At 52.8% G+C, this 21,408-nt stretch carries 19 protein-coding genes; 4 read left to right on the forward strand and 15 right to left on the reverse strand.

The annotated features are described in order from the left end of the window. Nucleotides 1-147 precede the first annotated feature (147 nt). The 5 genes from PRIO_RS36260 to PRIO_RS25905 form a co-directional block, all read right to left on the reverse strand. Nucleotides 148-390, reverse strand: a complete 243-nt coding sequence (locus tag PRIO_RS36260; protein ID WP_046505349.1) for a hypothetical protein — start codon at nt 388-390, stop codon at nt 148-150. After that, on the reverse strand, nt 378-671 hold the full coding sequence (locus PRIO_RS36455; RefSeq protein ID WP_046505352.1) for a hypothetical protein: 294 nt from the start codon (nt 669-671) through the stop codon (nt 378-380). Before PRIO_RS36455 ends, PRIO_RS36260 begins: the two co-directional genes overlap by 13 nt. A 725-nt stretch (nt 672-1,396) precedes the next feature. Then, nucleotides 1,397-2,146: a CPBP family intramembrane glutamic endopeptidase gene (locus PRIO_RS25895; protein ID WP_046505359.1), complete on the reverse strand. Its 750-nt coding sequence runs from the start codon at nt 2,144-2,146 to the stop codon at nt 1,397-1,399. A 133-nt stretch (nt 2,147-2,279) separates the two neighbouring features. Beyond that, nucleotides 2,280-3,284, reverse strand: a complete 1,005-nt coding sequence (locus PRIO_RS25900; RefSeq protein WP_020428089.1) for a helix-turn-helix transcriptional regulator — start codon at nt 3,282-3,284, stop codon at nt 2,280-2,282. 48 nt (nt 3,285-3,332) lie between these two features. Further along, on the reverse strand, nt 3,333-4,400 hold the full coding sequence (locus PRIO_RS25905) for an AI-2E family transporter (RefSeq protein WP_020428088.1): 1,068 nt from the start codon (nt 4,398-4,400) through the stop codon (nt 3,333-3,335). Between the two features lie 252 nt (nt 4,401-4,652). Here PRIO_RS25905 and bglS point away from each other — a divergent pair, with 252 nt between their 5' ends. Beyond that, on the forward strand, nt 4,653-5,321 hold the full coding sequence (gene bglS, locus PRIO_RS25910) for a beta-glucanase (protein ID WP_231869979.1): 669 nt from the start codon (nt 4,653-4,655) through the stop codon (nt 5,319-5,321). A gap of 338 nt (nt 5,322-5,659) precedes the next feature. Here bglS and PRIO_RS25915 read toward each other — a convergent pair whose 3' ends face one another. After that, nucleotides 5,660-7,240 (reverse strand): extracellular solute-binding protein, encoded by a 1,581-nt coding sequence (locus tag PRIO_RS25915; RefSeq protein ID WP_020428085.1) that lies wholly within the window; start codon nt 7,238-7,240, stop codon nt 5,660-5,662. 117 nt (nt 7,241-7,357) lie between these two features. Here PRIO_RS25915 and PRIO_RS25920 point away from each other — a divergent pair, with 117 nt between their 5' ends. Together PRIO_RS25920 and PRIO_RS25925 are read left to right on the forward strand one after the other, a co-directional pair. Further along, on the forward strand, nt 7,358-9,103 hold the full coding sequence (locus PRIO_RS25920; RefSeq protein WP_020428084.1) for a sensor histidine kinase: 1,746 nt from the start codon (nt 7,358-7,360) through the stop codon (nt 9,101-9,103). Next, entirely contained in the window at nt 9,081-10,688 is a 1,608-nt protein-coding gene (locus PRIO_RS25925; protein WP_020428083.1) for a response regulator, read from the forward strand. Before PRIO_RS25920 ends, PRIO_RS25925 begins: the two co-directional genes overlap by 23 nt. 5 nt (nt 10,689-10,693) lie before the next feature. Here the strand turns inward: PRIO_RS25925 and PRIO_RS25930 are convergent, their stop codons facing one another. From PRIO_RS25930 to PRIO_RS25970, 9 genes are all read right to left on the reverse strand, one after another. Next, entirely contained in the window at nt 10,694-13,666 is a 2,973-nt protein-coding gene (locus PRIO_RS25930) for a GH36-type glycosyl hydrolase domain-containing protein (RefSeq protein WP_197545364.1), read from the reverse strand. Between the two features lie 28 nt (nt 13,667-13,694). Continuing rightward, complete coding sequence (locus PRIO_RS25935) at nt 13,695-14,552, reverse strand: carbohydrate ABC transporter permease (protein WP_020428081.1); 858 nt, start codon at nt 14,550-14,552, stop codon at nt 13,695-13,697. Continuing rightward, nucleotides 14,549-15,529 (reverse strand): carbohydrate ABC transporter permease, encoded by a 981-nt coding sequence (locus PRIO_RS25940; protein WP_020428080.1) that lies wholly within the window; start codon nt 15,527-15,529, stop codon nt 14,549-14,551. Before PRIO_RS25940 ends, PRIO_RS25935 begins: the two co-directional genes overlap by 4 nt. A gap of 74 nt (nt 15,530-15,603) precedes the next feature. Next, nucleotides 15,604-16,992 carry a sugar ABC transporter substrate-binding protein gene (locus tag PRIO_RS25945; RefSeq protein WP_020428079.1) on the reverse strand — a complete coding sequence of 463 codons (1,389 nt, stop codon included), beginning with the start codon at nt 16,990-16,992 and terminating at the stop codon, nt 15,604-15,606. Between the two features lie 133 nt (nt 16,993-17,125). Further along, a complete protein-coding gene (locus tag PRIO_RS25950; RefSeq protein ID WP_020428078.1) occupies nt 17,126-17,428 on the reverse strand; it encodes a hypothetical protein in 303 nt (100 codons plus the stop codon). Between the two features lie 243 nt (nt 17,429-17,671). Next, on the reverse strand, nt 17,672-17,881 hold the full coding sequence (locus PRIO_RS25955; RefSeq protein WP_020428077.1) for a hypothetical protein: 210 nt from the start codon (nt 17,879-17,881) through the stop codon (nt 17,672-17,674). 14 nt (nt 17,882-17,895) lie between these two features. Beyond that, a complete protein-coding gene (locus PRIO_RS25960; protein WP_020428076.1) occupies nt 17,896-18,417 on the reverse strand; it encodes a PRC-barrel domain-containing protein in 522 nt (173 codons plus the stop codon). A 102-nt stretch (nt 18,418-18,519) separates the two neighbouring features. Next, nucleotides 18,520-19,665: a cysteine desulfurase family protein gene (locus PRIO_RS25965; protein ID WP_020428075.1), complete on the reverse strand. Its 1,146-nt coding sequence runs from the start codon at nt 19,663-19,665 to the stop codon at nt 18,520-18,522. Nucleotides 19,666-19,862: 197 nt separating this feature from the next. Next, nucleotides 19,863-20,342, reverse strand: a complete 480-nt coding sequence (locus tag PRIO_RS25970) for a 2-thiouracil desulfurase family protein (protein ID WP_020428074.1) — start codon at nt 20,340-20,342, stop codon at nt 19,863-19,865. Between the two features lie 85 nt (nt 20,343-20,427). On the opposite strand from PRIO_RS25970, the gene PRIO_RS25975 reads away from it, so the two are divergent. After that, nucleotides 20,428-21,111 (forward strand): SOS response-associated peptidase, encoded by a 684-nt coding sequence (locus tag PRIO_RS25975; RefSeq protein WP_020428073.1) that lies wholly within the window; start codon nt 20,428-20,430, stop codon nt 21,109-21,111. Nucleotides 21,112-21,408: the final 297 nt, after the last annotated feature.

Genomic DNA, 21,408 nt, shown 5'->3' on the forward strand with positions numbered 1-21,408 from the left:
TTGGACTTCCGGCCGCTGTTGTCTACAGATTTCTTGAATCTATACCGTTGTTCGCAGTGGAAATCCGCAGACAAAGGCGGACACTACCGCTCCTGCAGTTCCAAACTTCTCCTCCGCCACTTCTCCCATCATTGTAATATTTCAAGTTCAATTGGTATAGGCGGTTGAAATCCGAGTATTGCGCATGCTTCCGATGTGAGCTTTCCTGCGGAAAGCTTTCAGGCGGCCACTTCGTTGCTCCAGCTCCAAAATTTCTTTCCGTTCCTTTATCTCTACAAAACATTTAAAATACCTATCCGTTTTGCCTGCCGGGCAGCAAAGTCCAAGAATCAGCTCAGGACTCGCTGCTCGGCTGGCGATGTCTGCCCTCGATCTTCTCAGCCAGACCATGCGGGCATGTAACCTCCCGCGATCTCAGCCCCGGCAGGGGCTGAGGCCTGGTCCAAACCGGCCTTCGCCGCTTCAACAACGGCATTTTTGCTCTTGTTTCCGCGCCATCCGGCCTTCGCCGCTTCAACAACGGCATTTTTGCTCTTGTTTCCGCGCCATCCGGCCTTCGCCGCTTCAACAACGGCATTTTTGCTGGTGTTGAAGCGCAATCCGCCATGCCAGACATTTCCTCTCACGCTTCTCCCGGCCGGGCCTGTAACTAATTCAAGTGGAAAAAGCAAACTTAAATCCCTCCATCCCGCTTCCCCGCTAATGTTAAGTGGAAAAAGGACAACTAATTTGCCCCATTCGCACGCTTACCCGGGAATTGGTTCATTTTAAGTTTACTTTTTCCCACCATTCCCTCTTTTAGGGGCTTTTTTGTTTCATTTAAGTGTACTAATTCCACTTCACCTTCCCTAGCTCTCCCCACAATAGGAAACCTCAGTTTCCAATTAAATAAGGGGGAAGCCTTCCTCCAAAGCATATAAATTCTTGCAAGTAGAAACGGCTTTGCCGTCCTTTTTAAGGACGGTACCGTTTCAGCGAGAAATAGAAGGAAAATTTATAGCGTGAAGCATATAAATTCTTATATTTCAAAAAAACCTCCCATCCCCAGCGTATAATCGCTAGGGACGAGAGGTTTGAATTCCCGTGGTACCACCCTAGTTAGCGGCCGGGTATACTTTACCTGCCACTCACTTTGACACCCTGTAACGGGGGTGAGGCGACGACAGTTCACGCGCTGGCTTCCGTTCCGCATCATTTGCCTTGCGGGACCTGCGGCTTGCGCCGTTACTCGGAGGTGAGTTCATCCGTTCCGTTAACCGGCTTGCACCACAGCACCGGCTCTCTGCCATAACGTTCCGCGAATTAATAATCCTCTTCTTCGAACAACTATTCAAATGTTAATCGTAATATTACATAACATTATAACTAAAAGCTTTGACTATAGTCAACGTTGGAATTATCCGAAATACAGGCTGTAGAGCGACAGAGCGGAAATCAGGTTGAGCAGTACATGGGCAACCATGCCGATGTAAATGTTTTTGGTCCGCCATACGACGTAGTACATGGGAAAGATTGCAATCAGCCGGGTGATGATCATCCAGGGGGAGAAGAAATGATACACGACAAATAACACCACATTAATCACTACGCCCCAGCCCCGGTATCTGCCCAGCCTGGGCAGGAGATATCCTCTAAAATACAATTCCTCCACGGCCGGCGCCAACAAGCCGATCAGAATAAAATCACTGGCCCAGGACGCCGCCAGCATGCCATGTGAATACCGGGACATATCATCCGTACCGGCATCGAACCAGTCCGGATAAAAGGAAAAGACATGCTCCAGCAAAAACCGGCTCACCGGTTCCATTAGCCAGAAAATCAAAACTGCCCAGCCCAGCACTACGGGGACGAGAATGAGATAGTGCCGCAGAGGCAGCTTTTGACGGTATGGCATAATGCCCTTTAATGAAAATGTGCCGGTCTGCCTCCGGGCTTGATAGAACAGAATCCCAAGCATGGCCGGTGTGAGCCAGACTATCGTTTCTATGTTGATGGAAAGTGCAATGGTAAGACCGGCTTTATGTAATAATGGCGAAATAAAAAGAATAAAAAGAAATGTGACTGCACCTGGGATAAGATGAAATGCTGCTGCTTTCAGAAGTGAGTGCTGCTCTGTCTCTAACTGGTCGATCGGGTGAGTATTCAAGACGGACCTCCAGGATGATAATAATTTAACCGCGGTTAAACTAAGTCTATCATCCGTTTATAGCGGGTGTCCGCCTCTGCACGTTCAATAGATAACGGTGTACGGTTGATGAATGATTATTGCTGTCCGCTGCTTACAGTCTTCTGGATTCTATAATCCACTCACGCGGGTTGCTTCCGAACCTTTCTTTGAAAATCGCGGCAAAATGGCTCGGATTGGAATAGCCCACCATAAGCGCGGCATCACAAACGTTGATGCGTTCCGTTTCGAGCAGTTCCTTCGCCTTATCCAGCCGCTTCTCTTTTAAATATCCAAAGACTGTAGTGCCATACAGTTCCCTGAAGCCGAATTTGAGTTTGGAATCGCTGATTCCGGCCAGCCTGGACAATTCCAGCAGAGAAGGGGGCTGCTCCATCCGCTGCTGCAGAATCCTGCCTGCCTCGCGCACCCGCTCAATGTCATCCTTGCGCAACCGGCCTGTGCGGCGCTGCGATGGCGCTTCGTCTTCAAGCAAAGTGTGCTGGAAACAGAGAGCAAGAAGTTCCAGGGTTTTTCCTTCCAGAAACATTTTCCGCAGCGGTCCGGCAAAAGGATGGGAGCGCATGTCCTGCAGAATGGTCTGCACCTTTGGCAGGATGGATTGGGAAAACATGCAATTCAGACGGCCGTCCAGAATCGCGGAGTAGGTATACCGGGCAAGGCCAAGCTCATCCATAAACGCGTCAAACAATGCTGTGGCCAAACGGACTTCGCAGATCGCAAAGGCCTCATGTGCGGTATACTTCAGTTCGATTTGCTCCTCCTGCCCAAACGTCAGATGGCCCAGGCCTGCAGATATCTGTTCCTGTATTCCCGAATGAGAGATTTCTATATTGCCCTGAATCCAGAATGTCAGATCGACCATCGGAAGATTGCCGTGGAGATGCATGATATGATCGTCCGTAATCTGGAAGTCAGCCATGATAACCTCCATGCCGGGTCTCAGTCGTGTCCGGCTGATGCTTCCGTTTCCTATGGCTTCAGGCAGAATGATCCGGTCGGTGTACCGGTCCTTTAAGTTATAGGGGAGAAATGGAGATAAATACCTGTTGTAATGGGAATGAAGCTCTTCGTACTGCAGGGACTGCAACGTTTGCATACGTGTTCCCCTTCTGTGGTAAAGCGTATGACCGTTCGGCCTTTCCGCCTAAACCGGCTTTCGCTTAATATAATAAGCCATTATGTGCTGAATTACGACTTTTCCGGCCGCAAAAACCGGCACCGCCAGAATCAGACCAATTACCCCGGCCACCTCTCCACCCACCAGCAGCGCAAAAATAATCAGCAGCGGATGCAGATGCAGCTTGCGCCCCACCACCTGCGGCGATATGACATTGCTCTCCAGCATCTGGCACAGGGTATTCACGACGGCAACCAGCAGCACGAGGCGCAGCGATAGGGTGGAAGCCATCACAATCGCGGGCGCCGCCCCCAAAAAGGGGCCCATATACGGAACAATATTGAACACCGCCACCACACAGGCGAACAGCAGCGCATAGGGCATACCGATGATCGCATAGCCGATATAGGCCAGCACCCCGATGATGATGCAGACCAGAAACTGTCCGCGGATATAGTTGCCCAGCGCGTCATCGATATCCCTCAGCATTTTAACAATCAATTTACGGCGCGAGCGCGGCAGACAGGAGACCACGGTCCGTTCGAAGACATCAAAATCCTTCAAAATATAGAACACCAGAAAAGGCACGATAAAGGCGTCAAACAGCACGCCGATAGTCGAACCAATGTTATCGAGAAAATGGGAGATCCCGCCGGCTAGACGGTTTTCCAGCTGAAAGAACCAATTATTCATACCCATCCCGACTCCCGGCGGAATCAGCCTGGTATTCATGTTCCGCATTAGGCCCTGCGCATGTAGCGTTATTTCCGGCAAATGCTCGTTCAATTCTTCAAGCTGCTCGATGAACATGGGAATCAGATTGATGAGGATAACCGCCAGCGAGGTCAGAAATACAGCATAGATCAGCAGCACGGCCACACTGCGCGGCATTTTGCGCCCGGCAAGCATACTGACCACCGGGTTCAGCACATATGAAATGATCATAGCTGCCAGAAACGGCGCAAGGATGGCTTTTAGAAACTGGAAGACTCCCTGCAGCATTGGACGGAGCAGCCATACAAAATATAAAATGATCAGGGCGAGCAAGACTCCGATCATCCAGCGGAACCATTTACTGTGGGACCACTCCTCCATATTATCCCTCCTGATGTATTCACCCTAAGACAGGCATGCAATATCAGTATGTGTGGGAGGGTGGCGAAATAACCTTTTTTTCAAACAAAAGTTGTTTTTTTGTTATCCAGGTTCAGAAAATGGTATGGCGGGACGAAGCCGGCGCTGGCTAAAATCATATTATAAAAACGCTTTCATTTTAAGGAGGAATGTTTTTCTATGAGAATGCTGAAAAAATTGTACAGCGCTGCTCTGACTCTGCTGCTTGCCGGAATGCTGGCAGGGATTCCGTCTGTTTCAGCAGCCACCGTCTTTTATGAGCCTCTGACCTACTTCAATCCCGTAACCTGGCAAAAAGCCGACGGCTATTCCAATGGCGGTATGTTCAACTGTACTTGGCGCGCCGACAATATCTCGTTTACCGGCGGCGGACAGCTCCGCCTGGCGCTGACCAGTTCCAGCTACAATAAGTTTGACGGCGCAGAAATGCGGTCTGTGTACAAGTACGGCTACGGCAAATATGAGGTCAGCATGATGCCGGCCAAAAACAGCGGAATCGTCTCCTCCTTTTTCACCTATACCGGACCTTCCGAAGGAACCTCCTGGGATGAAATCGATATCGAGTTTCTGGGCAAAGATACCACCAAGGTCCAATTCAATTATTTTACGAACGGCGTTGGCGGCCATGAGAAGGTCGTCAATCTTGGATTTGACGCTTCCACAGGTTATCATACGTACGCCTTCGACTGGCAGCCGGGCTACATTAAATGGTATGTGGACGGTGTATTGAAGCACACGGCAACCAGCAATATCCCCTCCGAGCCCGGCAAAATCATGATGAACCTCTGGAACGGAACCGGTGTAGACTCCTGGCTTGGTTCATATAATGGCGCCAATCCGCTGTACGCCTATTACGACTGGTTGAAATATACAGGCAACTAAAAGCGGGTTTATCTTCAGAATTTGTTATTTGAATTGACACATTGGTATGGCGGCTGACGCCGCCATTCAGTACGATAATAGAAAGAAGACATCACTGGAGGAACAGAATGGATACGCAGCAGATGAATCAAGGCGTCCGCAGGCCGCATCATGATGAATATCTGGAACGGGACAGGCGAGGATTCCTGGCTGAAGCCGTATAACGGAAAAGTCCCGCTCCAGGCTTACTATGACCAGTTCCGCTATATTCCGGAGCAATCGTCGGGCAAGCAAGAAATTCCGGCGCCTCTCCGACAAGAAACCGCCTTAATCGAGGCGGTTTCTTGTTCCTGCGGCACTCACCGGCGGCTGCGGTCCCAGGCATTGACTTCCGAGGTTTCGGTTAATCCGCCGTAGGCTTTCCATTTGTCGACGAATTCATCGAATTCCCCGATGCCGCTGTCCGCGAAGATTATTTTTTGAAAGCTTTTTTGTTCCAGCTTCTTCAGCAGCTCGCCGTCGCTCTTCATCGTCGCGGTTGGCGGTCCCGTGAACTGTTCCTTGCGGGAAGCCTCCTTCTGGCTAAGCAGCACCGGGGCAATGTCCTTTGGGATTTCCTTGATGACTTTGGAGGGAATTCTTGCCCCATCGAAGGTTAGCGTATAGGAAGCGACCCGGATGCCGCCCAGCGGCAGAGCGGAAGGCCTGATTGTCGGCTGGCCGGCATCCATTGTCCAATCATAGTCTTTTGCAAGGCCATTGATGAACTCGCCGGTCGAGGTGGCGTAATAATCAAACAAATAATTTTGATAGGTAAAAAAGATTTCAGGATGCATCATTTTCTTGTTGATCAGAATAGCGCCATTGACAGGCAGGGTGCCTCTTCTCATGACCGTACCGTCCGGTCCGGCAGGTATGGCGGCGGCCTTGATACGCGCCTGCGGGTCTGCGCTGGTCAGATGTGACAAGGGCCAGCCGCCCATCCAGTACGGACCGGCAATGATGCCGGCCTTGCCGGAGACGAACAGATTGGCGGCGCCCTCTTCATCAAGCCACGCACTGTCGGTGGACAAGTATCCTTGCTGCACCCATTGCTTCATGAGCGCGACAGCCTTGCGGGCGCCGGGCTGCACGGACCCGTATTCCAGTGTTCCGTCACTCCGGCGGTTCCATTGCTCGGGAACCGTGCCGAACGCGCCAAAAATCCAGCTGCTGTCCCCCATCCAGGTACTCGGACCGTTGCGGAAACCAACCGCAAGCCCGTAGGTGTCCTTAAGACCATTCCCGTCCGGGTCCCGGTTGACAAAGGCGTCCATGACCTGTTCCAGCTCGTCCAGAGTCCGCGGCGCGGACAGATGCAGCTTGTCCAGCCAATCCTGGCGGATCCAGAGCAGCGGATCGGAGTTGTACTCGTAATCCATAATGGGAATCGCATACTTGTGCCCGTCCCGCACATAACTGTCCCAAGCCGAGGGATCTTCGGCCACGGCCTGCTTCCACACCTTGGAAGCGAATTGCCCGAATAAACTGCCAGCTTCCATGAATTGCCCGGAGTCGATCAGCTCCTGGATGACGTTGGCATCCCTTGTCGTTACGACATCGGGCATATTGCCTTTGGCCAGCTCAAGCCTAAGCTTGTTGGCGTAGGTCTCGGAGGTGCCGGAGATGGTCCAAAGATAACGGATGCGGATGCCCAGCCGGTTCTCGGCCCAGATTGTATGCACGTTATGTTCGAGGCTCTCGCCTTTTTTGAAGGTCAGATTGGGGTTCACGGAGCCTACCGTATACAGGTCTACAGGCGGATTATATTTGCCTGTCTTGACGTCGAAATGAGGCGCTGTGCTCTCCGGGGAGGCGGCCGGGAGACTTTCGCCGGTGCTGCGAAACGCGCAGCCTGACAACGTCAAGAGCAATATGAATAGCGATAATCGAATTTTCATGGAACCACCTGCTTTTCGTAAAGTTCTGGGGAATCGGACAAATTGTATCATAACGTCTTCAGTATCGTGTGATACACTTTTTTCTATTACAGCGAAGTCTTTGAAAAGGATGATCTTATGGCCTGGCGTCCGAACCTGTTTATTAAAATGGTTGCGATTCTTCTTTCCCTTATTTCAGTCACGCTCTTATTCTACGGACTATCCTACCGCAAGGATATCGGGGTCATTACGAGCCAGATCAAAACGACCGATTTGAACCATCTTGAGTTCCTGACCCAGCAGATGGACAATAATATCAACCAATTGGCAGGCAGCATGTATGCGCTGCAGAGAGATCCGACCGTCCGCGACTATGAGCAGATCCGGCAATTGGGCCATCTCATCGATCCCGCCCAGACCATTATGACCGTTCTGGAGAAGCTTTCCCTTCAGACCAGCTCCAGCACGTGGGAGAACCGGATTGTCCTGTACAAGCCGCACAGCGGCGAGACCCTGGGGTCGGATTCCTCTCTCTCCTTTAATTCCTCCATACTTGGGAAGCCTTTACCGGCGGGCTGGGAGTATATTTCGGAGGACAAGGGAAGCGCTGAAGCGGGCTTCCGTCTGCTGTTGTCGGACCCGATTGAGAGCAGGAATGATCCCCGCCAGGCGGGACTGCTGATGTCGATGTATTTTCCCGTATCCAATATTGAGCGGATGTTCGATGCCTACCAGTCGCAAAACAAGGGCGACACCTTCCTGTTCCACCCGGCATTCGGGGTGATCCTCTCCCGCAATACCGACCGGGAATTGGCGGAGCGGATTGTTGCAACGCTGACATCTTCAACCGGGCAAGGGAGCTCGGATATTTTCAGCCTCAAGGAAGGCAGCTTTCTTGTCAGCTCGGTTCCATCTTCGGCCATTAACTGGCAGGTTGTGCATTATTCGCCGCTAAAGCAGATTCTTCAGCCGATCCGGAGCAGCCGTTATTCCTTCCTGACGGGATCGGCCATCCTTTTGGCCATGAGCCTGCTGTTCTCGCTGCAGCTCTATCGTCAGGTACAGCGTCCGGTAAGCCTCCTGCTGCGTTCCCTCAACAGAATGAAGGAAGGACGCTGGTCTACCCGCATCCATACCAGGACCAATCCTGAGTTCACGATGCTCAACGAGGAGTTCAATGAAATGGCGGAAAAGATTCAATCGCTGATTGAACAGGTCTACCTGGAGCAGCTGCGGGCCAAGGACGCCCACTTGAAACAGCTTCAATCGCAGATCAATCCTCATTTCCTTTACAATTGCCTGTTCTTTATCAAGAGCAAGGCTGTTGTTGGCGACACCGGTTCAGTGGAGGCCATGGCGCTTAATCTTGGCGAGTATTACCGGTATATCACCAAAGCCGACCATTCCCTCACCACCCTTCAGGATGAGCTGAAGCTGCTGGAGAACTATCTGGAAATTCAGAATTTGCGGAAGCAGCGCATCTGCTACGAGATGGATATCGCCGATGATCTGCTGGGTCTGCACATTCCCCGGCTGCTGATTCAGCCCCTGGTCGAGAACAGTATTATACATGGCATTGAGAAAAAAATCGGCCAAGGCTTCATTCGGATCACCGCCAGCCAGACGCAAGAGACGGTCACCGTCACCGTTGAAGACAATGGAGCGGGCATGACCAGTGAGGCCATTGCCTCTTTGCATGCGAGAATGTCCGAACCGACGCGAGAGGACGGAGGCTGCGGGCTATGGAATATCCAGCAGCGCCTCAAAACGCATTATGGCGATTCTTCCGGTCTTCTGATCGCCCCTTCATCTGAAGGCGGCCTACAAATCACTCTCCGCATGGAGAAGAAAGAGGAATCCTATGCACCAAATTCTGCTGGTTGACGACGAGCCCTACGTCGTCGATGACCTATCCATCTCGCTTCCTTGGGCAGAACTGGGATTTGAACAGGTTCATAAAGCCTATTCCGGTTACGAGGCGCTGGAGCTGCTTCAGCGTCATCCCATCGATATTGTAGTCACTGACATCAATATGCCGGAAATCTCGGGCATTGAACTGATTGCCGCCATCCGCAGCCGCTGGAAGCATATCCGGGTAGTTATGCTGACCGGTTATGCCGAGTTCGAATATGCCCGCAAGGCGATTGAGGAGCAAGCCAGCGCCTACCTGCTTAAGCCGATTGCCAATGACCAGCTGATCGCCGTCATCGTTAAGCTTCGGGAAGAGCTGCGCAGCGAATGGGAGGCATGGTCTTCCTATCAGCGGACGATGCAGACCTTCCGCGAGCATCTTCCGCTCCTGCGGGACCGCCTGCTCGGCGAGCTGCTGCAGGGACGGAAGATGCCCAAGGCGCAGCTGGAGGAACGGCTGGCCCAGTTCGATCTGCCGCTCTCCACCGCCCTGCCGGTATGCCTTGCGGTGGTCAGACCGGAGGAGTTCTTCCGGCGCCAGGACATGCACAGCATGCTGCTGTTCGAATACGCGATCATCAATATCGCACAGGAGCTGTTCCAGAACCGTTTCCGCATCTGGTCCTGCAAGGATGTGCATGATTATCTCGTATTTCTGCTGCAGCCCAGGGATGACATTGAAGCCGGCGGCAATCCGGGGGATGATGTCGCCCAGGCGGCCTATCAGCTGCAGAACCATGTCGGCACGCTGATTGGAGGCGGCCTCTCCGTGGTGACTACAGGCTGGGGCGGCTTCCCAGACCAGGTCTACACGCTCTATCAATCCGCCATCTCGGCCATCCGCCAGCATATCGGCAGCGAAACAGGCATCTATCTGGATGCTTCTGACAACAGCGGCTCCCAGCCTGTGGAGATTCTTCAGCCGCTCTATGAGCCTCCGCTGTTCTTTCATATGTTCGAAGCGAACAACTGGCAGGGAATTGAAGATAAGCTCAATGCCATTGCTTCAGAGCTGGGCCGGAATCCGGACCGCTCGCTGGAGCATATCCATGAAGCCCGCCTGCATCTGGAGACGGCATTCTATTATTTTGCCCACAAGAACAACAAAATGCTGAGCGAGATTGTCGGCAATCCGCTGCTGGAGCAGGCTCCCTTTCAGACGCCGGACATGCTGCGGGATTGGGCGCTGGAGGTCATCGTTCTGCTGAGAGAGCATTTTGAGTCAGAGCGCCGGGACAGCCGGACCGTCCTGATTCGGAGCATTCATGAATATATCAACAGCAATCTGCACTACGTCTCACTCCAGGCCATCGCCGATCATGTCCAGATGCATCCGGTCTACCTGTCCAAAATGTACAAGCTGGAGACAGGCAAGCGGATCAGCGACTATATCAGCCAGGCAAAGATGGAAAAAGCGGCGTATCTGCTGATCCATACGCCGCTGAAAATTTATGAAGTTTCCGCCGAGCTTGGCTACTCCAACGCCCATTATTTTATTAAGCTCTTCAAGGAATACTCCGGCATGACCCCGCATGAGTTCCGTGATCGGTCTTTGTAACGTCCTTAATTTTCAAAATGCAGCTCCACCTCATGGGTAAGCCCGTCATCCGGGGTCGGGACAAGACCATTCTCAAGCGCCCGGCCATCCAGCGTCAGACGGGCTGTGCCGTTCTGCATCCGGCGGAAGCCCTCCGGCTTGCTGATCCGGATACAATACGAAGAGCCGCCGAGCTTCAGGGTGTAGGAGAGCTCCGTCTGCTCTTCCCGCAGGATCGGATTGAGCGCAATGCCCTGCGCCGTATATTCAATGCCAAGCGCTTCCATCAGCGAGAGGGTGAGCCAGGTCGAGGTGCCGCTTAGCATCGGACCAATGTTCTCACCGGTCTCGCTGTTATTGTATTGGGTGCAGAATCTCGGATTTCCGCAGATGGCGAACGGATCTTCCATCGTCTTAAACGGCATGATCCGGTCCAGCAGCCAGTAGCCGAAACGGCCCAGTTCGGCGGCAAGTCCCGCATCCGACACTTCCTTGGCCCCCTTGAACATCGCTGCGGCGGCCATCATGCAGGCATGCTTGAACACGCCGCCGTTCTCCCGGTCGCCGGGAAAGTATTCGTCCGAAGCCGTGTGGGAGGACACCCGGCCCAGTGCAACAGGCGAGACCAGCTTCAATCCGTAAGGGGTCATGAGATGCGACTTCATGGTATCCAGCATCACAGTGATCTGCGCTTCATCCGCGCAGCCGGACAGGATGCTCCAGCTAAAAGAATTCAGGAAGTAAGAACCGTCAGCGGCTGGATCTGAAGACAGACCGTCCCCGGCGGCTCCCAAATATGTGTATTCGCCGTCCGCATACCGGTTGAACAGCACGCGTGCGAAGAAGTTATCCTTCCAGGCATGCTCTTGAATACGTCCACGCAGCTCTGCCCCGAAACGGTCCAGCTCCGCGGCATAGTCCTGCTCTCCCTTCCGGGCGGCCAGTATGGACAGTTCATCCACCGCCACCTTCAGCAGAAAAGCATTCATGACGCTCTCGGAATAATCGCTGTCCAGCGGATCACCGAAGACTCCGCCCGCTTGCAGCTGCTTCCGGTAGCGCTCTTCCTTGGCCGGTCCGTTCAGATACGTGTCATCCAGCTTCAGACAGTCGTTCCAGTCGGCGTAGTCCAGCAGCGGAAGGCCGTGGCGGCCCACCGAAATCCACCCCGAATAGACAATGACCGCCTTCAAGGTCTCGAAGACCGGACGGCTGGTTTCTTGTCCCGCCACCGGGCAGGACTCATCCAGGAATTCAAGATCTCCTGTGAGCATGACATAACGGTAGACGGCTTGAACAAGCCATAACGCATCGTCGGACCATTTGCCCGGCTCCTTGCCGGCCCAGAAGAAATTATGATAAGCATAGCCCAGTTCGAACACCATGCCGGTCCATTCTTTAAGCAGGCTTTTCACCAGAGCGCTTTGTCCCATACCGGTAAAATAATACATCGAAGCGTACAAATCCTGGATTTCGCGGAAACCAATTTCCCTGTACCCTTTTTGTGTCTGGCAAAAGGAACGGGAGACGAACGTTTGGTAGAACACCTGAAACGGAAGATTGCGGTTGACAAACACATCAAAATTTTCGTCACCGGTGAATACCTGCAGGAACTTGCCATAATCCCGCACGAAGCCGGACGATTCGGCCAGCGCCGATTCGGCCGCCTTGCGGTCGGAGAACCGGGCGACCAGCGCGCCCACTTCGTCCGCCAGCACCGTGTCGTTCCAAGGCGCGCCGCTCTTATCGGAGACAAGTCCGGTCAACTGGTCAACCGCTGCCGAGCTTCCGGCAGGAATATGGAGTTCTCCGGCTACGGCGAAGAAGCCCGGTCCCTTGCGGTGCAGAATACTGCTCAGCTTTAGCGCTCCAGCCGGCCGGTGCAGGGAGCCTGTACCGACGAATTCATTGTAGCTGACGCAGTATTCGCGCGGCAGCACCGGCCCGCCTTCCCCATGTATGATCATCGTGTGGAAGCGCAGATCGTGACGGCCGCCTTCCGGATAATAATCGGGACTGATGGCCGCTACGGCTCCCGAAGCATCCTGAAGCACGCCGCCCTGCATGATGACGTTGCTGTACAGCACATCCTCGAACAGCGCCCCCGGAGCGGCGGAACCAAACATCCCCGTGTAGACTATCCGAAGACGGCGGCCCGCGTCTCCGCGGTTCACAATTTCAATCCGCTGCGTTTCAGTCGCCAGAGGCATACCTTCGGCATGCGGCAGGATAAAGATGGTACGGGTGATTTCCAGTCCGCAGCGGGTGCGGTAGCTTATGACGGTTGCATTCTGCGAATGCGTGCAGACTGCCGATTCAATCCCTTCGTCGCCGGGGTCTGCGGAATAAAAAATCTGCTTGCCGTCTTCAAACAGGTAAAATTGCCGGTTGGCCGGGAAGCCGTTCTCCTCCTGGCGCATATCCCAGCGGGTGGCCAGCACCTGGGTTGCGGCGTGCGAGCGGAAGCTGCCGCCGCCGAAGCGGTCAACAACGCTCTTGGGCGTGGTCTGAAGCGGATGTGGAAACCGCAGGCGGTTTCCGAGCAGCAGATTGACCGCGAAATGCGGGCCCGGCACGGGTGAACGCAGGTCGATTACATGCTCCCCCTCGGCGTTAAGTATCCCAGCCCAGCCCGGTGCAGCTTGCAGCTGTGCCAGAGCCTCGCTTACAGCCGCCTCCGGGATTTGGGCGGTCTGTTCCTCTTTTCCGGCGTGCCGGATATAGAGCGACAGTTCTGTACCCTCACTGTTAACGGTGAACAGCGCGGATGCGCCGGCTTCAGCCGGCAGCAGTGCGGCCACGGCGGGCAGCTTGAGCAGCTCCTGAATGGCAGGCAGCCGAAGCGGCAAACCTGCTATTCCTACAGCTCCACGGCGTTCTGAATCGGTAAAGAGGGCGCTAACGTGCGTGCCCGTGCCAATCCGGCCGGCAAACGCTTGTCTCAGGATATCTCCGGCCGATGCTGCTGCTTCTCTTGCGGTAGTAAATTTCAACATCATTGCTTTCTCCTTTCCTGGCATTCACGGATCAGCCCTTGACGGCCCCCGCAGTCATACCGCTAATAAAGTATTTCTGAGTCATGAAAAATATCACCATAACCGGCACAGTTACAACTGTGGAAGCCGCCATCAACAGATCATAGCGGGTGTTGTACTGGCCGACAAACAGGCGGATGCCGACTGGAATCGTCTGTACATCAGAGCTGGTCGTCAATACCCAGGCGAAGAGAAGCTCATCCCACGCCGTAAGGAAGATAAAGATGCCGGTCGCAATAATGCCGGGCACAGACAGCGGCAGAATAATTTTGTAGAAGGCCTGAAATTTCGAGCAGCCGTCAATTACCGCAGACTCCTCCAGATCTCTTGGGATGGAGACAAAGAAACCGCGCATAATCCAGATACTGATCGGGGTATAGAACGCCGTATAGACGAGAATCATTCCCCAGTACGTGTTGATCATCGGCAAACCAAACGTATTCTTAATCCACAGAAACATCAGATAAATCGGGAACAGGAACATAATCCCCGGAATCAGCTGAGTGGATATGATACTCATGCTGAACAGCTTCGACCCCGGAAAATCAAACCGCGCCAGCGCATATCCGGCCAGGACGGCGAAAGCACCGGCAAGCAGAGTCGTTGCGCCGCAGATCAGCAGGCTGTTGCGGAAATAGATGGCGAAATTAACCGTGTCCCACATGTTGACATAATTGACCCACTGCGGCTTCGGCAAACTGAAGGTAGTGATGCCGTTCAAAATCTGGTCGTTCGAGTGGAGGGAGGTAAAAATCATCCACAGAATCGGAAAGATGGTCACTACAACGATGAACCAGGTCAGCGAAGTCAGCAGAAACGAAGTGACAGAACGTTTGCGGTGTATACTCATTGGGCATTCAACTCCGTTCTAAAGGCCCGGTACCAAACGCCGACTACCATCAGCATTACGACCATCAGCATCATTGAAGCGGCAGAACCGGAACCAAACGACCAATAGCCGAAGGATTGGCGGGTCAAGGCCGTCATCAGCAGATCTCCCCACTCCCCCGGATATCCGGCGCCGTTGCCGAACATCGTGGAAACGATATTGTAAGAGTAGACATTGTTGATGATTTGGAATAAAAGCTGTACCGCAATAACCGGCTTGAGCATCGGCAGCGTCATGTTCCAGAACTGGCGGAACTTGCCCGCGCCGTCAATGGTAGCCGCTTCGTAGATATCATCGGGAATGGTCTGCAATCCAGCCAGGAAAATGACCATCAGGAACGGCCAGCCGCGCCAGATGGTCGGGATAATGATCGCCCAGATGGTATTCGTTCCGAGCAGCCAGAACGGCTTCTCCGCGAAGAGATGCAGAACGTCGACCAGAATATAGTTGATAATGCCATTCTGCTGCCACATAAAGCCCCAAAGCACGCCGACAACATAAGACGGGACGACCCAGGGGAGCAGCATCGCCGTACGGGCTATGCCGCGGCCGGGGAAATCGCGGTTCAGGAGCATGGCCATCATAAGCCCCATGATCATTACCCCGATCGTGACGATGACGGCATAAATCGCGGTGTTGCGGATTGCAAAATTCAACCCCTGGCGGACCGGATTATCGGAGTTGAACAACAGGCCAACATAGTTGTCCAGCCCGACAAACGGCGCCTTCAAATATTTGACCAGCGTAAACTGGTTCAGCTTCAAAAATGACATCCAGATTCCCTGCAGCATCGGTAGCAAATGTACCAGCATCATGAAGATGATGGTCGGCACCATCAGCATATAGGCGAACTTGTTATCTCTGACCCGTTTGCGCCACAGCCCGCGCTTGCGGGATGGGGCTTTGGCGGGAAGGTTATTCTCAGTATGGAGTCCCATCTCTTATCCCTCGCTTTATGAATGGAAGGGGCCGCCGTGCCCACTCAGGGGGCGGCCTCCCGGAATCTTAGTAGTTATTGATTAATAATCGCTTTGACTTCAGACGCTGCGGAGTCCAGCTCTTGCTTGACGCTTTCTTCGCTGTATTTGCCTTTCACACCGGCGACAATATCCCAAATGTTAGCAAAATGCTTTTGCAGTGCCGTTTCCGTTGGGCCCCATTGCGGAATGGATGGATAGGTTTTTCCGTATTTTGTTGCTTCCGAGAAGGCTTTCATATTGGCATCGAGATCCGGCGCATCCAGAATGGACAGCTTGGTAGGGAGCTGGCCGGATACATTGGCGTAGGTTTTCTGCGCTTCATCGGAGGTCAGGTATTTGATAAGCTCCCATGTGGCTTCCTTGTTTTTGGAGCCGCTGAACACCGTCAGCTCGCTGCCGCCGACAAAGGTAGATTGTCCGCCGGGACCGGCTGGAAGCGGGGCCACCGCGAAGTTCTTCGCTGCCTTTTTGTCGTCCATGCCGCCGTTTGCCTTCGGTGTAGCAAAGTTTTTGGCCAGCCACGGTCCGGAGATAATCACCGCCGATTTGCCGTCGCCGAAATCACTTTCGATCTGCGACGAGTTCTTTTCAAGCGAGGACTTATCGACGAGACCTTCATGTGCAAGTCCTGTGTAGAACATTACGCCTTTAAGACCTTTCTCTTCGTTGAAGATTACGTTTTTGTTGTCTTCCGAGAGAACATCGCCGCCTGCGGCCCAGATCCAAGGGAAAATATTATGCACTACGTTCCAGTCGTTCTTGCCCGGAAGTCCCAGTGCAGCGATCTTCTTGCCGTCGACCGTTTGTCCGTTGACCGCTTCCAGCGCGCTTTTGAAGGAATCCCAATCCTTGAACGCGGTTTCCGGATTTACCCCGGCTTGCTTGAATACATCGGTCCGGTAGTAAATGGCGCGCGCATCCACGAACCAAGGCACTCCGTACACCTCGCTGTCGCCTGCGATGGATGTTGTTTTCCAGATCGCCGGCAAGAAGGCCTCAGCACCGCCCACATCGGCCACTTTGTCAGTCACTTTGTCAATGCCGCCCATGCTGGCGATTGCCGGCACCCAGGTCGATCCAAGCTGAAGCAGGTCCGGGCCTTCGCCGCTTGTAGCCGCTGTTGTGATCTTAGTCCAGGCGGAGCCCCAGTCAAGCACCGTTACCTTGACGGTGACATTCGGATGCTCTTTCAGGTAGGGATCAAGGGTCTTCATGAAATCCGCATCCGGTTTGGGACTGTTCGGCATCACCCAGGCGTTCAGGGTAACCGGTTCTGTGCTTGGAGCTGCAGAAGCCGTAGTTGCGCTGGAATTTTCTTTCTTTTCTCCGTTGTTAGCAGAATTATTGCTGCCCCCACATCCGCTGACAGCCACTGAAAATGCCAGGAGCAGCGCACTAATGGATACTGCTGTCTTTTTCACAATAAATCTCCCCCATTGTCGTTTGAAGATCTCGGAGAACGGTCGCCCGTCCTCCATATTTAGATTATAAAAGCGTTTTTTGCCGGTCTAAATACCAAATCCCAAGCCTGGATACCAAATTATAAAGCTTGTCTCAAGGTACAGACACCGTTCCGTTGTTCGTCAGCACAATATCATCAACGTCTACCGCAAGCTGCCCTGTGCCTCCGTCCGCAATATTTCCCAGCTCGAAAGAAATACGGCCGATGGATGTGCTTCCTCCGGTAACGTCAAATTCCAGGGTATAAACGGCGTAGTCCGTGCAAACGCTGCCGTTCCGGCTGCAGTAGTGCCGCCTGCGCTTGCGGCTGATCCGGGAAACCCGTCCATCCCCGCTGCTGCTTGTGCCGGTCCCGTGTTTCCGGAAGCTGAAGCCCTGACAGCAGCATAACCGCAATTAGAAATTTGGATATTCCTTTACGGTAAGATCCTGATAGAATTCCGGCGTTGCTGCCGGTCGATTTCAGTATAGGGTCCGCTCCCTGCAGGTAACATACCAATTCCTTAGGGCGTATAACAAAGATGCAACTTTCGCAAAAAAAAAGCAAAAAGCCCAATCCTCAAGCGGCTGCAGCAGCCGCCCGGGAATTGGGCACGATGAGTCTATGTAACTCATTTGGAGCATGAACCAGGCTAAGGATCAGGAAGATGCATGGATCTGCGGATAATCCTGGGCAATCTCTTCCCCGGAGAACAGATCATCAAGCGAGCTGAGTGTACCGTCTTCTTCCACCTGATACACCGACATTTTCTCGCCGTTGACTGTCAGTTCGATGAAGCAGCCCCAGCAATAGAACTGGTGGGAACCAATCTTGCCGATATCCTTGGAGTTGCAGTTTGGACACTTCATATAATACATTCCACCTATCCGTTAACAATATTAATGGCTTTTTGAAGCCGTTCTTCGCTCATCGCGGGAACCAGCACCGAATTCTCCCCAATGGACATTCCTTCAGAACAAGGCAGCCATTTGCGGCCTTCGATCAAATCAGTTACTAACCCGTCACTGATTTCCAGCGCTACTATTGTGTTTCCCAACTTCTGGTCAAAATAAACATCGGATACCCGGCCAAGAATTGTTCCGGATGCCGTAAGCACCTGAAGATCCTTCAATTTCTTTTTTCCCAGAAGGAATGTATAGGGTATATGGTCAGTATCGGCCTTGACAATCGACTCTTTACTGCGGATCATGACAGCATCCTCGCCGTAAGCGACAATATCTTCCCATGCCACAACTTTCACATGACTGGAGAAAAAAGCTTTGCTTTCCAGTTCAATACCCGTAATATTCCAGTTTGAATCCAGTAATATGTCGACAATTTTGCCGATTTCGTTACCTTCTTCAACCTCGTATACAGCCAAGCCGATCATTTCTTGAAGTTTCATGGCTGTTAATGTCCCCTCACTTTGAGTGTACTTACGGTTTCCCTCACAGTTGAAGAACACTCAAACCCTAAACCGGCGACAAGGCTGCAAAACAGCCCAATCTTACTTACGCAGCCGTTTCAGGATGGTTTCAACTTTTTGGGCCACGTACTCCATTTCTTCATTAGTATTACCCATACCTGTGCTGAAACGAATCGCCGAATTCAAAAGTTCATCCGGAAGCTTCATCGCCCGAAGCACATGCGAGATTTCCAGGGAGCCTGAAGTACAGGCCGAACCGCTTGCGGCTGCAATCCCCTCCATATCCAGATTCATCAGCATTACATCGGTGCTCACTCCAGGAAAACTCAGATTCAGGATCCCCGGCAAAAAATGCTGCTTGTCCCCGTTGATGACGTAGCTCTCTCGGCCGATCCGGCGGTCCAGTTCCTGCAGCAGCACTGTCCTCAGCGTTAACGCCTTCTCCCTCCGCTGCTCCAGCCCCGTAACCGCAAGCTCTACGGCTTTGGCAAATCCGGCAGCACCTGCTAGGCTTTCGGTCCCTGCCCGTCTGCCGCGCTCCTGCAGTCCGCCATGCTGTCTGGGCTGCAAGGGAGCGCCGCGCCGGACGTAGAGACCGCCGATCCCTTGAGGGCCGTTGATTTTGTGAGCGGTGAAGCTCATATAATCCACTGGAAGCTCGCGAAGAGCAATAGACAGCAGACCAAGCACCTGTACGGCGTCGACATGGAACAGGATGCCGCGCTCTGCGGCTAATCTGCCAATCTCTTGTATAGGTTCTACAGTTCCTACCTCATTATTCGCAAACATCACACTGATCAGCACCGTATCTTCGCGCAAAGCCGCTTCTACATCGGCAGCAGATACACGCCCTTCCGTATTGACCGGCAGATAAGTAACCGAAAAGCCCTGCTTCTCCAGCGCTTCACAGGTGTGCAGGACCGCATGATGCTCTACAGCTGTCGTAATGATATGCTTCCCTTTGTGGGCCGAAGCCGAAGCCGCACCGAAAAGGGCGAGATTATCACTCTCGGTGCCGCCGCTGGTGAATACCCATTCATCCGGCGCACAGCCCAAAAAGCCCGCAATAGTGTCGCGCGCGCTATTGATCATCTTTTTGGCAGAACGCCCGTATGTATGCACACTGGACGCATTGCCAAACTGCTCAAGCAGCATATTGTACATGACCTTCGCCACCTCCGGATGCACCGGGGTCGAGGCGGCGTGGTCCAAATAGATCGGTTTCATGACGATGGTTCTCCGCTTCTTCTTTATTCAGGATTTTCATACAGGACTACTCGATTATAACGCCGAACCAGTTCTTTTACCACCTGTCAATAAACACAATATTGTAATAAGTAGACATGGGCTGCCGGGAGCAATATCCAAATAATTGTTGCGTGTATACGTGTACCTGAAACAGCCTTTTAGTACGAATCGGCCCGTTATTTATCCAGGGCTCCCAGTTCTCCCAATCTGGCAGGGAGCTGTTCCTCAGAAATCACCTCGATGCCATTTCGTCTGAGCAGCGCAGCGGTCACACCTTCACCCGGAATTTTCTGGCCGGCAAATGCGCCATTGTAGATCATGGAGCTCCCGCAGGAAGGGCTGTTTTCTTTGAGAACTACAATCGACGCTCCTGCGTTCCGTGCCTGCTCCAGCGCTTTATAGGCACCTAGAATATACATTTCGGAGACATCGTTACCCAGCCGGTCCATCACCTTCGCAGTTCCGTCAAGTACGGCTCCCCCATCACCGCCAACAATTTCCGCCGGCTCTCTCGGAGTGGAGAACTCGCCAAGAAGCTCGGGGCATACCGCCACCGCCCGGTTATTATCCAGCAGCTGGTGAATGGTCTCATCCAGGCAATCTGTACTGTTGTACCTTACCTTCATTCCTGCCAGGCAGGAGCTTACGATGATCATGGAATTTCTCTCCTTCGCATTTATTCCATAACTTCATTTATAATAAAACAATATAACCTTCAGAGACACAAGGGGGTGTTGCAAAATGTGCGGAAGATATACCATTACCGTAAGCATGGAAGAATTGATGCTGTGGTATTTAATTGAGGACACCACGATTGTCCATTATGCGCCGAAATACAACGCGGCCCCGATGCAGTCTATCCCGGCGGTCATTCATGACGGCAAACAGAACAGGCTCGGAAAGCTGCGCTGGGGACTTGTGCCCTCCTGGGCCAAAGAAGACAAAATCGGCAGCAAAATGATCAATGCACGCAGTGAATCGCTTCAGGACAAGCCTGCCTTCAGAAACCTGATCAGCACGCGCCGCTGCATCATCCCGGCAGACGGATTCTATGAATGGAAGCAGCAGAACGGAAGGAAGCAGCCGATGCGGATTACGCTGAAGAGCGGGGAGCTTTTTTCCATGGCCGGCCTGTACGACATATGGATGGATGCCAGCGGCAACAGGCTCAGCACCTGCACCATTATCACCACCGGGGCCAACAGTCTGATGGCGGATATCCATGACCGGATGCCGGTTATTCTCAGCCGCGAGGCAGAATCGGAGTGGCTTGACCGCAATAACCGTCAGGTTCCCGACCTGATGAAACTGCTGCAGCCCTATTCTGCGGATCAGATGCGCGCGTATCCTGTGTCGTCAGCGGTGGGCACTGTGCGGAATGACGCTAAGGAACTGGTTGATGAGGTGAAAGAAAGCGCTGGCTAAAAAGTGGTCATTTTCAATGATAAATGGTTTCTTATGTTCAAGTGATTCACCCGATTGAAATCATAAGACAACATCATTGTGTGCCGGTTCCTCAACACTTTTATGAATGCACTGTTAAAGATGTAATGTGTCAGGAATTAAAAAACGCAATAAAAGAAAATAGGCATTACCTTTGACTCTTTTATAATCTTCATGGGCCTCCTTTAATCGGGGGCTTTTTTCTTTTTAATCGACTCAGGCGATATCTTGGAAATATAGGCATTCGCCGTGAACACAATGGGTTGAAGTCCATAGACT

It is taken from the genome of Paenibacillus riograndensis SBR5 (assembly GCF_000981585.1).
In the GTDB taxonomy this organism is placed as follows: domain Bacteria; phylum Bacillota; class Bacilli; order Paenibacillales; family Paenibacillaceae; genus Paenibacillus_AQ; species Paenibacillus_AQ riograndensis.

Bases quoted from the DNA above. Each gene is read 5' to 3' on its own strand.
- PRIO_RS36260 (WP_046505349.1), bottom strand. From the start codon at position 390: ATGGTCTGGCTGAGAAGATCGAGGGCAGACATCGCCAGCCGAGCAGCG.
- PRIO_RS25900 (WP_020428089.1), bottom strand. From the start codon at position 3,284: ATGCAAACGTTGCAGTCCCTGCAGTACGAAGAGCTTCATTCCCATTAC.
- PRIO_RS25905 (WP_020428088.1), bottom strand. From the start codon at position 4,400: ATGGAGGAGTGGTCCCACAGTAAATGGTTCCGCTGGATGATCGGAGTC.
- bglS (WP_231869979.1), top strand. From the start codon at position 4,653: ATGCTGGCAGGGATTCCGTCTGTTTCAGCAGCCACCGTCTTTTATGAG.
- PRIO_RS25915 (WP_020428085.1), bottom strand. From the start codon at position 7,240: ATGAAAATTCGATTATCGCTATTCATATTGCTCTTGACGTTGTCAGGC.
- PRIO_RS25920 (WP_020428084.1), top strand. From the start codon at position 7,358: ATGGCCTGGCGTCCGAACCTGTTTATTAAAATGGTTGCGATTCTTCTT.
- PRIO_RS25925 (WP_020428083.1), top strand. From the start codon at position 9,081: ATGCACCAAATTCTGCTGGTTGACGACGAGCCCTACGTCGTCGATGAC.
- PRIO_RS25930 (WP_197545364.1), bottom strand. From the start codon at position 13,666: ATGATGTTGAAATTTACTACCGCAAGAGAAGCAGCAGCATCGGCCGGA.
- PRIO_RS25935 (WP_020428081.1), bottom strand. From the start codon at position 14,552: ATGAGTATACACCGCAAACGTTCTGTCACTTCGTTTCTGCTGACTTCG.
- PRIO_RS25940 (WP_020428080.1), bottom strand. From the start codon at position 15,529: ATGGGACTCCATACTGAGAATAACCTTCCCGCCAAAGCCCCATCCCGC.
- PRIO_RS25955 (WP_020428077.1), bottom strand. From the start codon at position 17,881: ATGAAGTGTCCAAACTGCAACTCCAAGGATATCGGCAAGATTGGTTCC.
- PRIO_RS25960 (WP_020428076.1), bottom strand. From the start codon at position 18,417: ATGAAACTTCAAGAAATGATCGGCTTGGCTGTATACGAGGTTGAAGAA.
- PRIO_RS25965 (WP_020428075.1), bottom strand. From the start codon at position 19,665: ATGAAACCGATCTATTTGGACCACGCCGCCTCGACCCCGGTGCATCCG.
- PRIO_RS25970 (WP_020428074.1), bottom strand. From the start codon at position 20,342: ATGATCATCGTAAGCTCCTGCCTGGCAGGAATGAAGGTAAGGTACAAC.
- PRIO_RS25975 (WP_020428073.1), top strand. From the start codon at position 20,428: ATGTGCGGAAGATATACCATTACCGTAAGCATGGAAGAATTGATGCTG.